At 63.1% G+C, this 12,018-nt stretch carries 12 protein-coding genes; 4 read left to right on the top strand and 8 right to left on the bottom strand.

The annotated features are described in order from the left end of the window. Positions 1-472 precede the first annotated feature (472 nt). Positions 473-1,507, top strand: a complete 1,035-nt coding sequence (locus VFG17_RS03415; protein ID WP_325028055.1) for a DUF6882 domain-containing protein — start codon at positions 473-475, stop codon at positions 1,505-1,507. 331 nt (positions 1,508-1,838) lie between these two features. Here VFG17_RS03415 and VFG17_RS03410 read toward each other — a convergent pair whose 3' ends face one another. Further along, on the bottom strand, positions 1,839-2,534 hold the full coding sequence (locus tag VFG17_RS03410; protein ID WP_325028054.1) for a serine hydrolase domain-containing protein: 696 nt from the start codon (positions 2,532-2,534) through the stop codon (positions 1,839-1,841). A 123-nt stretch (positions 2,535-2,657) separates the two neighbouring features. Further along, the gene (locus VFG17_RS03405; RefSeq protein WP_325028053.1) at positions 2,658-3,242 is read right to left on the bottom strand and encodes a LytTR family DNA-binding domain-containing protein; all 585 of its coding nucleotides are present in this window, start codon (positions 3,240-3,242) and stop codon (positions 2,658-2,660) included. Between VFG17_RS03405 and VFG17_RS03400 the strand changes: the two genes are divergently transcribed. Both VFG17_RS03400 and VFG17_RS03395 read left to right on the top strand, forming a co-directional pair. Beyond that, entirely contained in the window at positions 3,241-3,819 is a 579-nt protein-coding gene (locus VFG17_RS03400) for a hypothetical protein (RefSeq protein WP_325028052.1), read from the top strand. The genes VFG17_RS03405 and VFG17_RS03400 overlap by 2 nt on opposite strands. A 563-nt stretch (positions 3,820-4,382) precedes the next feature. Then, positions 4,383-4,604 carry an EexN family lipoprotein gene (locus VFG17_RS03395; protein WP_325028051.1) on the top strand — a complete coding sequence of 74 codons (222 nt, stop codon included), beginning with the start codon at positions 4,383-4,385 and terminating at the stop codon, positions 4,602-4,604. Between the two features lie 158 nt (positions 4,605-4,762). On the opposite strand, the gene VFG17_RS03390 is transcribed toward VFG17_RS03395, so the two are convergent. Both VFG17_RS03390 and VFG17_RS03385 read right to left on the bottom strand, forming a co-directional pair. Then, positions 4,763-5,758 (bottom strand): helix-turn-helix domain-containing protein, encoded by a 996-nt coding sequence (locus tag VFG17_RS03390; protein WP_325028050.1) that lies wholly within the window; start codon positions 5,756-5,758, stop codon positions 4,763-4,765. Beyond that, positions 5,755-6,942, bottom strand: coding sequence for a type II toxin-antitoxin system HipA family toxin (locus VFG17_RS03385; protein ID WP_325028049.1), 1,188 nt, complete (start codon positions 6,940-6,942; stop codon positions 5,755-5,757). Before VFG17_RS03385 ends, VFG17_RS03390 begins: the two co-directional genes overlap by 4 nt. A 322-nt stretch (positions 6,943-7,264) precedes the next feature. Here VFG17_RS03385 and VFG17_RS03380 point away from each other — a divergent pair, with 322 nt between their 5' ends. Next, on the top strand, positions 7,265-8,194 hold the full coding sequence (locus tag VFG17_RS03380; protein WP_325028048.1) for a HEPN domain-containing protein: 930 nt from the start codon (positions 7,265-7,267) through the stop codon (positions 8,192-8,194). Positions 8,195-8,286: 92 nt separating this feature from the next. On the opposite strand, the gene VFG17_RS21600 is transcribed toward VFG17_RS03380, so the two are convergent. From VFG17_RS21600 to VFG17_RS03365, 4 genes are all read right to left on the bottom strand, one after another. Then, positions 8,287-8,583 (bottom strand): DUF6961 family protein, encoded by a 297-nt coding sequence (locus VFG17_RS21600; RefSeq protein WP_414712919.1) that lies wholly within the window; start codon positions 8,581-8,583, stop codon positions 8,287-8,289. 238 nt (positions 8,584-8,821) lie between these two features. Further along, complete coding sequence (locus VFG17_RS03375; RefSeq protein WP_325028047.1) at positions 8,822-9,097, bottom strand: HU family DNA-binding protein; 276 nt, start codon at positions 9,095-9,097, stop codon at positions 8,822-8,824. 362 nt (positions 9,098-9,459) lie between these two features. Beyond that, positions 9,460-10,401, bottom strand: a complete 942-nt coding sequence (locus tag VFG17_RS03370; RefSeq protein WP_325028046.1) for a DUF2493 domain-containing protein — start codon at positions 10,399-10,401, stop codon at positions 9,460-9,462. 349 nt (positions 10,402-10,750) lie between these two features. Further along, positions 10,751-11,785, bottom strand: a complete 1,035-nt coding sequence (locus tag VFG17_RS03365; protein WP_325028045.1) for a DUF7146 domain-containing protein — start codon at positions 11,783-11,785, stop codon at positions 10,751-10,753. Between the last annotated feature and the right edge of the window lie 233 nt (positions 11,786-12,018).

The following is a 12,018-nucleotide window of genomic DNA, read 5'->3' as shown; positions in this document are numbered from 1 at the left end:
GGTCAGGCGCCCGCCGCGCCCGCCACTTGACGGTGCCCGGCGTTGGGCGCGTTCCTGATCATCGCCAACCGCAGCGGCCGATAGAGATCCGAGATAAAATGCTTGCATTGTCGTAAGCCCCTTAATTGATGCTTGGTCCAATCGAGGCCGGTGCATTCAGTCACCTACTATCTATGCCCCTCAGACGAGGCGGCGCCCCTATCACCGGATTGAGTGAGAGCGTAAGTCAACAATTGTAAAAGGCGCGCATGCGTCGGATATTACTGTCAAAAAATTTGTTAATTATTGTAATCCGTCGCGATATCTCATTAGGTTAACTGAAGATTAACCAAATATTGAACAGAAATAGGGCAATAACTCTTCGAGAAGAGCCATAGGTTTTGCGCGAAACGAGCGGCTTTCCCGATCGTCGTCGCGGTGTCATTGCAACTATCTAATTGGCAACAGGGCGCTCGGATAAGGGAGATGGCACATGCTGGAATGGCTGCGGAAGTTGATGAGCGGGGACCAAACCGCAGAGCCGCCCGCGGGCGGCGTCGAGCGCGACGAGCAAGGGCGCATCACGCGGGCGACGCAAACGCTGTCGCTGGCCGAAGACGGCGCCGATACTCCCGCCTTTCCCGCGCTTGTCCCCGACGACAGCATGGCGCCGCGCCTCCGCGAAGCCTGCGACTGGCTCATCGGGCAGAATATCCGCCTCGCCCGCGAACGGGGGCTCGGTCTCGAGCGCAGTTATGATTTCGATCAGGACAGCGGTCGGCTTACCCTGAAGTTCATGCGCGGCCGCACGATCGCTGCCCATGCGCAAATCCTCGGCAGTTTCGATCCACGCGACCGCAGCTTCCTGTGGGCCTGGGCCAATCCTTCCCTCCTGCCGGCAATCTGCGAGGATGCCGGACGCGCGAAGGCCGAGGGCGAACGGCTGGGCTTCGTCGCTCTGAAGACACCGACCCAGACCGTCGTCTTCGACGACTTGATGCCCCTGCTCGCCTTCGCCGCCCGGGCGGGCGGCGCCGACGGCGTCTATCGCGCCATCGTCAACGGCTCGACATCTGTGTTCCTCTCGCTTCGCTTCGACGAACCGGCCCGCAAGCCCCGCGCCGCGGCGCCGATCGACGAAAACATGTTGGAGGCGGCCCATGCGCTGGTGACGGCCTATGATGCCGAAATGCTCCCGATCGACCGCGAACACCACGAACGCAGCGATGAGGACGGCCTCCTGCGCGAGCTGATGGCCCGCAAACTCGCTATCTACCAGCGCTACTGGGCGCGCAACGACAGCTATTGGGAACCGAGTTCGCTCGGTTGGCCGTCCGACCATGACCCGGACATGAAGGCAGTTTGCTTCACCGTCCCGCATCCCCAGGGCGGCGCGCTCGACATTGCCATCGGCAAACATGTCGGCGAGACGGTCTACCGGATCGAGCCGGTAGACGGCGCGCTGAAGATCACGGATCAGCTGCTCGATTGGGGCGCTGGTTTCATCTGGCCGAGCGCGAGCGGCTAGCCGACTGTCAGCTTTCGGCATTCCCCAAAGGCGACGGATCTAGCCATGTTATGGAGTTGCGCTTGGCCGGGACTCTCATGCAGACTGGTCGGATGAGGCGGCGGCTGCATTTCGATTTCAAACAACTCGCGGAGACGGTTTCACGTTCGCTTAGCCGTCCCATAGCTTGGTTCCAGGCATCGCCGACTGCATCCGCTGCGGTGGCCGGGCTCGTCTTGGTCTTCTTCGGCTATGCTGCGGCGTTCCTCGCGACACTTGATCAACCGGTCGGTTCTTCGATGTTTTATGCGGCCAACAATACGCTGGGCATCGGTTTGGCAGGGACTGGATTCTACCAGTTGCTCGCACGCTTTGTAGTGGATCGCCGGCCTGCGGTGGCCGCGGCGTTGCATGTGCCGCTGGCCGTCGCCTTCAGGACCGTCTCATCGACAAGCTGCGGGAAAGGCTTGGCCAGCTTTCTTTCCGCAAACCGAGCGAGATACTGAAACCCTTCTCCGGAATAGCCATAGCCGGCGCCGGGCGCTCGCTCGAATGCGAGCTTGCCGTCACGTCGGAAGAACCGCCAATTGGGGAAGCCCGTCATATGCGTAAGCGCGATGCGCGGGGTCAGGTCGAAGCGGCGCGGATCTGCGGCGATGTCGGGGTCGACCCAATATTCCGCCATCGTTTCGTCGAGCGAAAGCTTCCCTTGACCCACGAGGCGCAAAATCGTTTCGGCGGTGACGGTCTTGGTGATCGACGCCGTATTGAACCGGGTCGCAGCGCTGGCGGGCACGCCCGGCGACTGCTCGCCGAAATAGGCACTCCAGACGAGCTTGCCGTGCCTGATCACACCAACGCCTGCCGTGATCACTCGCTGTTCTACAACGATCTCTCCGAGCCGGCGCTCCAGAAGCAGCGCCGCAGACCCGTGGGGCGCCGCGACCTCGCCGAAGGGTGGCCCGGGCAACTGACGCGTTGTGGCGCAACCGGCGAGGGCGAGCGCCGCCATTGCCACGAGACCATGGCGCCATTCCAATTGCTTCATCGCTGTCCTCCACGGGGCTCGGCACCTGCGTCGAGCACGGCGCAGAACTAGTCATGCGAGGTTGCCGGTGAGAAAAAACCTTTGAAATGCCTCAGGCGACGGTGAAGCGACCCGCCCGAAGATTCAAACGGCACGCGCTTTCAACGCACGTGCGCCGGCTCGGCTGGTGTTCACCATGTCGCCATTCTCCATGTGGATAAGCAGCTTGCCGTTGCCGGCGGGTTCGGCGTGCCGGATCGCGCCCAGACGGACGATGCGCGATCGGTGCACACGGACGAACTGTTCGGGAGGAAGGATCGCCTCGAAGCGCGTCAGGGTCGTAGTCGAAAGCAGTCGGCGCGCGTTGGTGACGACTTCCGCATATCCGTCGACGCCCGAAATGATCACGATGTCGTCGAGCGCGACCGGGACCACTTCCCTGTCGCAGCGCACGAGAAGCGAACCAAGCGTTTCGCGCGCAGGGGCGTTCGTCGCTAGTTCGGTTGCGGCAGCGCGCCCGGCCCGAAGAGCCTCAAGTCGAGCCGTCGCGTCGCGCCAATACACGAAGAGGACCAACGCGGCATAAAGGGTCACGCCTTGAAACATCTGCCACGCCAACGCCACCGGACCGAACGGGACCACCGAGAGTCCGGCGTGGATCCATGATGGCGTCAAACCGAAGCTCACAATCGTACATAGATACCAGACTAACGCGAAGCCGGTGGGCATGGCCCACACCGATTTCACGGTCCGCACCGAACACGCGGACAAGATCGCCCGCCCGGTTGACGATGGCGGCGTGTTCCACGGTTATTTCTGCCGCCCCGAAGGCACGGCCTTCTGCCGCAAGCAAGGCGACTGGTCCGCTGCCTCGGATATGATGACGACGGTTGAGGACTATGCCGAGTTCCTCGTCGCGGTGATAGACGCGGACGGCTACGGCCCGGCGATCGCCAGCGATCGCGATCATGTGCAATCGGACAAGGGCAGCGAGCGCATCGTCCACTGCGAAGATGCGCCCAATTTGCCGTGCCCCGCCCAGCAGGGCTACGGCCTCGGCTTCAACGTGCTGAAATATGATGGCGTCACGGTGCTCGAGCATGGCGGTGCCGATTGGGCGCAACTGGCCGTCGCCTATGTCTACAAACCGTCGAGAGACGGTGTGATCATCTTCCTGAACGCGCCCAACCGCCGTGCGCTCGAAGCGATGCCGGGGATGCTCGCGCTCGTCGATCCCGCATCGCCCTTCCTCGCTGAATATAGCCGCTGGCTCGAAAGGGCAAAAGTGACCGAGAAAATACCCTGACGGGCCGTTTGCTGCGGCTGGCGCTTGGAACGGCGCGGGCAGCCGGACACGCTTGCCGGTCTCGTTTGACAGTGACGTGCGCGAATGGCCGATTACGACCAATCCGCTTTCGGTTCGGAAGTACGCCTTAACGGACAAGTGCCAATTCGCGTCATTTCCTAACCATCCCGACGGCCTCGAGAATATTGTCGACGACAAACGAAGGATCTTCATGCGGAAGGCCGTGACCGATGCAGTGCAGCGGGTTATGGCGAGGGCGCGTGCCAATCATGGCGGGCGATCTCACACTAACGCAACGCGCTAGCCCGGTTTCGACTTCGCCTTTCAGGTGTCGCAAATCGCACCGTACAGACCGGGAGAAGGCACGATAAGCGTGGCGATCAAATGACCGCTTTCAGGCAGACGCCAGTCAAGGCAGAAACGGCTGACATGAGGCAAGGCCGACATATTATCGGGTCGCCGAGCGCATTTTTCATCGATTGAAGTCAAATCCGGTCCTAGTTCTTGTCGCCATTCCCGTTGAGGCAATTATGGTTCCTTCTTCATCCGCAAGGAGACGGAACATGAAAAAGACTCTGGTCCCAATGCTCGTCATTCTAGGCGCCTGCAGCGCGAGCGAACCGCGCAGCACACAGTTTTTTGAAGCTAATGTCCAAGAGGCGCGTGCGGTTATTGCCGCCTGCAAGGAGGGTTCTGCCAGCGGCGAAGAATGCGCGAATGCCGATATCGCCGTCCAGACCGTGGAGGGACGCGAGCGATTGAAACGCTTCATGGGGAAACAATAGCTTGGTGTCGCAGGCCGAGATCCGCTGAATCATCCGCCGCGTGAGAAGCCCGATCAGGTCGCCCGGGCCGTCCGCTCGAAACGGCTCGCAGAGCTTGAACCGAGAGGAGTCCGGCGCGTTCGACAATGTGCAGATTCCCGGAACGGACCGCACGACGCCTAACGCGGCGTCCCGAAGCTCAGCGCCGAACGCCGGAATTCATCAAGTTCCGATCCGACGAACTGGAGGGTTGCGTCATAGCCATCGAACAGATCGTAGAGCGGCGTCAGGGTGCGGTGGACCACGTCGGCGAAATCACTCTGGAGCTCAGCGATACTTGTGGTCGTCGCAAGCTTGGCCGCGCTGGTCCGGCTGCGCTGGGTATCGGTGAGCGGCCAACGGAGCGGTGCTGCCCAAGAAATGAGCTGGCGCCCCTCAAGGCCGGCGTAACGGCTCTCGAAGCGGACCGGCGTCGCGGGGTCGAGTTCGAGCGCTCGCGCCAGATTGAGGATATGGACGAAAACTTCCGCCGTCCGCCAGACGGGGAGCGTCAGATCGAAGATCGTCCCGGGTTCGAGATTGCCCGAGCCATCTTCCTGAAAACCGCGGCGCAAATAGCCCTTGAGGTCGCCGGTCACCTGCCAGAAATCGCTGTGCGCGGCGTCGAGGAAGAACCGGTCGGCGGCAGGATCACCGAGCCAGCATTCGATGAGACCGTCCCGGATGACCGGGCGTATGCTGTCTTTTGTCGGCAACCAGAAGGGTGTCCAGCCTGAGGTGGAGGGTAGCCTGGCGAGGATGTTCCGGAGCGAGCCCAATGTTTCGTGGCTTTCCCCATTACCGAGTTCATAGGCATAGGACACGTGCCCGAGCGTCTGGCGCGACGGATGCGAAGGGTCGAGCGGCGCAACGAGTTCGGCCCAGCGCTGACGCGCCGCCCGGACGAACGCCGCAAAGCTCCCCGGCGTACTGGGCAGGATCACCAGGCCGAGCGCGTCGAGAATATTGAAGACCTTCTCGAGCCGCAGCTTGATATCGCCCTGCTCGAAGGCATTGACGGTCGGCAGGCTGACGCCGGCGAGTGCCGCCAGCGATTTTTGCGTGTGGCCTTCCGCCTTGCGGCGGCGCACGGCCTCGTCGACGAGTGCCTGCCAGTCGAGCGGTGCGCTGCTCATGCGAATATCCTCCGGCTGTTTTCCTCGACGCCTGCCTTGAAGCGTGCCCGGAAATCGCCTGCGTCGACGGGCGCAGCGAAGCGCAGGGTCTTCGGATCGGCGAGGCGCTTCGCCAGATCGGCGAGCGCGAGATCGACCGCTGCCTTCGGTAGACCGATGTCGAGCCCGAAGCGTTCAACGACCGCGCGCGACAAAGTGTCGAACTCGCGCTTCCTTCCGCCGATAGCGAGCGCGGTCTCGCGGCTGAAGGGATAGAGCAGGCTGTTCAGAAGATCATAGGCCGGGCTGAGGCGAAGACCCTCGGGCCGCTCGAGCAGCGAGAAATTCTTCAGATGCGCATCGGCGTTGCCGAGCGCGAAATTGAAGACGACCAGCCGGAAATAGCGATCGAGGTCGAGCCTCGCACGCGACGAGAAGCCGGCGATCACGCTCGCGGCTTCCTCATAGCTCGAATCATATTTGCCGCCGAACTGTGCGCCCCGCGGCTTGCCCAATATCTGCGCGAAATCTTCGAGCCTGAGCCTTACGCCCTCGTCGCGGTCGAACCTCTCGACCAAGAGTGCGAGCCCGTCGATGCCCGCGACGGCCGCGGGCGCGGCGCGCGTCACCTCAGCCTCGCCCAATATCTCGCGCGCGAGACGCAGGCTGAGATCCTCATTCTGAACGAGGGTCGGCTCGTCATTATGATTGAATTTTGCGATATGCGTCGCGGGTTCGCCGGCTTCGACCGAGGGGCGAAAGCCGGTGCCGTCGTGCCAGGCCAGGAGCTTGCGCTGGACGCCAGACACGGTGCGCGACGCGGTCACCGCGGCTTCCTCGGACACGCTGCCTTCGACATGGTGGACGGGCGCCACGCCGTCGGCAGGCAGGACGCCGACCGCGCCGATGCAGTCGGCGCCATATTGCAGCAGGATCCCGAAATCATCCTGATCGGTGGCCCCGCCCGCGCGCGCCTGCAGGCCGCGAAGCCAGCCCTCGGGACCCAGATGCTGGAAAAAGGGGATCAGTCCGTCGCGGTAGACATGGTCGCGGCGGACTGTCGGCAGTGCGCAGGCAATGTCGGTATCCCAGCCATCGGCATAGGTGAACTGGCTTCCATTACCGATTTCGCTGAGCAGACCTGCCGCCGTGCCTTTAAAGGTGATGATGGCGTGCCGATCGGGGATCGCGCTTCTCCGAATCAAGGTTACGTTGCAGACTCATTATCATGAGAGGTAATTTAAAGCAACATTGATTTTCATGCGTCGTAGTAGCTTAGGTGCGCTTTAAATTATCTTTGTACAATCGACATAAAGATAGGATGGATAGGACAAGCGTGTGGAAGAATGAATTAATTTAAAGCGAAAATTATCCACTTAAGTGCCAGCTCGCACGGCAATCTTTAAAGCGCTGACCCCTCGCCAGCCGTGCAGCTGGCATCCGCCCTCCCCATTCCGATCACCAATTCGGACAAGATTTGCTCCGATCAGGTTGCCATTCGCGCGCCGTGCCATCACACTGAAAACAATGCGAACCGACGTCGATCATCTTCCCCCGCACAAGCAGCGCGAACTCGAGCGCGTACAGCAGATCATCTTCGAGGAATTCGAGGATGCGCTCGCCCTCGCCACCCAAGGGTGGAAGAAAAAGGGCCGGATCGAGAAGATCATTCTCTACGGCAGCTATGCGCGCGGCGGCTGGGTCGACGAGCCGCACACGGCGAAGGGCTATCGCTCGGATTTCGACCTCTTGATCATCGTCAACGACAAGAGGCTGACCGAGCGGGTCGATTATTGGCTGAAGCTCGAGGCCCGGCTCAACCGCGAGCTTGCGATCGACAAGACCCTCCACACGCCGGTCAACTTTATCGTGCACACGCTTCAGGAAGTGAACGACGGCCTCGCGCACGGTCGCTATTTCTTCATGGACGTCGCGCGCGACGGCATCGCAATCTACGAGTCCGACGACAAGGAACTGCATACTCCCAAGCCGAAGACGCCCGACGACGCTCTCTTGATGGCCCAAGAGTATTTTGAGGAGTGGTCAGCGAGCGGATTAGAATTCTTCGAAACAGCCAAATTTGCCACGAACAGAGGCTGGACGAAGAAGGCGGCGTTCTTACTCCACCAAGCAACAGAAAGTTATTATCACTGCGTCCTCCTCGTCTGCACCTTCTACACACCGCACGTCCATAATCTCGCTTTCCTCCGCACCCAGGCCGAACGGATCGACATCCGTCTTGTCCATGCCTGGCCCCGCGAAACCCGCCCTGACCGCTCGCGCTTCGAGAAGCTGAAAGAAGCCTATGTGAAGGCGCGCTACTCGAAACATTATCGCATCACCGAAGCCGAACTCCGCTGGCTCGGCCGCTGCGTCGAGGAGCTAGGGCAGGTCGTCCAGACCATCTGCGCCGAACGGATCGCCGAGCTCGAAGCCCTCGCCGGCCGCCGCCGCTGAGCGAATGAGCCTTCCCACCGTCTAGATATGCCGTCCGGCCCGAACGCTCGCGATGCGATCCCGCCAGCGGGCAACGCCCGCGGCAGCCCGCTTCAGCGGACGCCGATATATCGTCTTGGCGACGCCTGACCGCCTCGACGACGCGATGGGGTGGGAGCATCGCCGCCAGCAGCAGACGGAGTTACCGTACTTATTCCGCCCGGCCAGCGAATCGAATGCAATTCGGTGAGGCACTCGGCGACCTCGCTCCAGAATTCGGCTTCGGAATCCTGTCCGGCGCGGCAAAGATCCTCGACCTTGCGCGCGATTACCTCCAGCCCGCGATCCCCGTATCGGGATTCGATAGCGAGCGCCTGGCCCCAAAGGTCATGGTCGGCCTTGGTTCCCATGTTTTGCGACTCCGGTATTATCGAGCGATGATAGCATGGAGCCTACATATGACAAAATTCAGTCGGCCGAACGATTGGCGAGTGGTGCCGTCGCTGGGGAAGGCGACCTCTGGCAGTACGTCACACCGTTTTGCAGATCGAAGTCTGGCTGGAAAAGCGTGCGCTGCGCGAGTCCGATCGGGCGCGTGCCCAACAATATCGAGCCCCCCGCCGGCCGCGCCGGCGGGGGGCTTTCGGATCAGCTGTTGAGGCGATCCTTGACGGCCTTGGCGGCCGTGAAGCCGAGCTTCTTCGATGCCGGAATCTGGATCGCCGCGCCGGTGGCGGGATTGCGGCCTTCACGCGCCGCCGATTCCTTGACCTTGAACTTGCCGAAGCCGGCGACCGAGACTTCCTCGCCTTTAGCGACTGCGTCGGCGATCGCCGCGATGACGGCGTCGACGGCTTTCTTGCCGTCCGCCTTGCTGAGGCCGAGCGCGGCCGCGACGCTGTCCGAAAGTTCGGCGTGGTTCATAAAATTCTCCTTCAGGCGCCTCGGGCCTGCCCCGGGCGGAAGGACGCTATAATCACCGCGCACCCGCAGCGCTATGTTGCTGATCAGACCCCGCAACCGTTAAAAAAGACACCCGACCGATCGAAACCGGACGGGTGTCAGATTGAGATCTCGTCCTCGCGAAAGGCTGAGCTCTCTGGGTCGCGGACGCGCCCATAAAGATACGAGATGAGTCGCGATTGTATGGAAACGCCAAAACGACAGCGGACAGCATTTTTATTCTAGAGCGGCGGCGGCTTCCGTAATCATCGGTCGCCGTCCTCCCCGGCAGCACGGCGTGCCCTCCCCGTCATAGCATTCGTTCAAGCCGATGGAGGGGCTGGCTAACCGCCCCCCGCCACGCGGAAATCCCAGACCGGGATCCCAAAGGCGCGCGCCTTGTCGACAAGATTGTCCTGGATCCCCGTCCCCGAGAAAACGACCAGCCCAACCGGCATCGCGTCGATCATCCGGTCGTTGCGCTTGAACGGCGCGGCCTTCTTGTGGCGGTTCCAGTCGGGCCGGAAAGCAACCTGCGGCACGCCGCGGCTATCGGCCCAGCATGCCGCGGCGCGCTCGGCGCCGGTCGGCGTTGCCCCGTGGAGCAGAACCATGTCGGCATGCCGGGCATGGATGCGATCGAGCGCCGACCAGATATGCCGGTGATCGTTGCAGGCGGGGCCCCCGCTGAACGCGATCCGTGTCCCCTCGGGCAGGAGCGCCCCGGCCTTTTCGTGCAGGCGACGATCCATGAAGTCGCGGCTGTCGATGACCGAGGCCGTCATCGCTTGGTGGCGGATGCGCGAGCCGGTGCGCGGCGTCCATGCCTTGCGCGTCCGGGTCCGATACTGCTCGGCGGCGGCTTCGCGAAAAAATTCCATCGTATCGCGCCGTTCGATCATCGAGATGCCCTCGGCGATCGCCTGTTCGAGCTCGACCGAGCGGATCTCGCTGCCATCCTGTTCGCGCTGCAGCCGTCGCTGCGCCTGCTCATTGTCATCGAGCTCGCGATCGGCGCGCTCGCCGGCGCGGTGGAAGAGGTTCACCAGATTCCAGAGCAGGTCGTCGAGATCGGGCTCGATCCGCGTATCCTCGATACATCCCGCCAGCGCGTCGAATATATCGGCGACCGCGCCAGCGGCGAGGCGAGCGTCGGGAAGCGGCCGCGGGTCGGGTTCGTCCTCAAAGGGCCGATGGCCGAACAGCTGCATTTCCTGGAGCAGATAGGCGGTCGAGCCGGGTCCGGCCCGGTCCTGCGGTTCGGGAGACATTTCGTCGTCGAGCATGATGAGTATCCTTGCGCTGCAGCCGCGCCTCGCGCGGCCTTCCGGCGACGCAAGGCGGCAGCCGGTCCGCCCGCGCACCGCGCTTGCCCGAAGTTCGTGTCGATGCCCCAGTTCAGAGCGGCCGCAGCGCCAGCGGAGGATGGCGGGCGCGCTGCTATTTTGCCTCGCGATGCAAAGGGGCTCTCGGGCCCCGGCGGAAAATAGCCGCGCGCACGCCATTGCGCTGCCGGACCGGCAGCCGCAGTCGCCCTCCGGGAAGGCCGGGAGCGCGGCGTCCCGCGAGGATTGTGATGTTCACGCTGATCGAATTCTCCGGCGGTCCATCCCGCCCCTTTCCGGCGAATCCCGATCATCCCAGAAACCGGGCGGCGTCGGCAGCGCTGAGCTGGCCCCGCAGCGACGCACCAAGCGCTTCCAGCCCGAAGGCGCAGAGGTCGCTGTTGAAATCATCGCGGCGGGGTTCGAGCCGGACGACGGGGATTCCGGCCTCCTCGGCGCGACCGGTCAGCGTCGCCAGCGCCGCCGCGCCCGCCTTGTCGTCGTCGCGCGCGACATAGAGCCGGCGCAGACCTGCAGGAAAGACGATGGCGGCGAGATGCGCGCCCGAGAGCCCCGCGATCATCGGCATCGCGGGCATCGCCTGGCGCAGCGACAGGATCGTTTCGAGGCCCTCGCCCGCGGCCATGACCGGACCGGCAGGGCCGAAGCGGACGCCGTTCCCGAGCAAAAGTCCCATCGCACGCCGCGGACAGGCGACCGGTGCCTTAGCCTCGCCGCCCTTGTCGAGCCATGTCCGGTGCACGCTCATGATGCTACCGTCGTCGTCGGTTGCCGCCGCGATCAGCGCCGGCCACGCCGTCCGTACATTCGGGACATCGTCTTCGGAGGGCCGATAATGGCAGGACGGATGGAAGCGCAGCGCAGCGAGTCCGCCGATGTTGCGGATGGCGCGACGGGCGAGATAGTGCGCCGCGAGGCTTCCGGGCAAGGGCCTCGAGGCAGCCCACAGGCGCCGCGCGGTCTCGGGCGACCCCGTCGGCGCTTTGGCTGGGCGCGGGTTCGCCATGCCCACGGGCGGCTGCGGCAGCGAGAGGAACAGCCGCGCTTCGGTGAGCGTTTCGCGCATCATCGCATGGCCGCAGCTCGCCGCGATGATATCGAGGAGATCGCCATGATCGCCGGTCGCGGCATCGGTCCATTTGCCCGCGGCTCCGCCGCCATCGGAGGAAACAAGCCGGACGTAGAGGCTCCGCCCCGGCGTATTGCGGATATCGCCGACGAGCCAATAATGGCCCTCGCGACGTCCGTTCGAGAGATAGCGGCGGCATACGCCCTCAGCATTGCCGCCGAGGCGGCGGGCGATTTCGGCAGCGGGACTGGTCATGAGGCCGCCTTCCACTCCCAGGCGCCTTGGGCGTCGTTCCCGCCATAGGCATGCGTGCGCAGCGCCGACGCATCCAGTGCCTTGCTCCGCTCGAGGTGCGGAAGCAGCACCTCGGCAGCCAGAAGGGAGAAAATCGCACGCGCAACCGATGTTTGCGCCTGGTGCGCGGCAGTGGCGCAAGGCGCCGCCTTGGAAGATGATGTCATGACAGGTCTCCGGATGGTTCAGGAAAG

It is taken from the genome of Sphingopyxis sp. (genome assembly GCF_035686825.1).
Taxonomy (GTDB): domain Bacteria; phylum Pseudomonadota; class Alphaproteobacteria; order Sphingomonadales; family Sphingomonadaceae; genus Sphingopyxis.
This window is presented reverse-complemented; position numbering and strand designations above follow the sequence as displayed.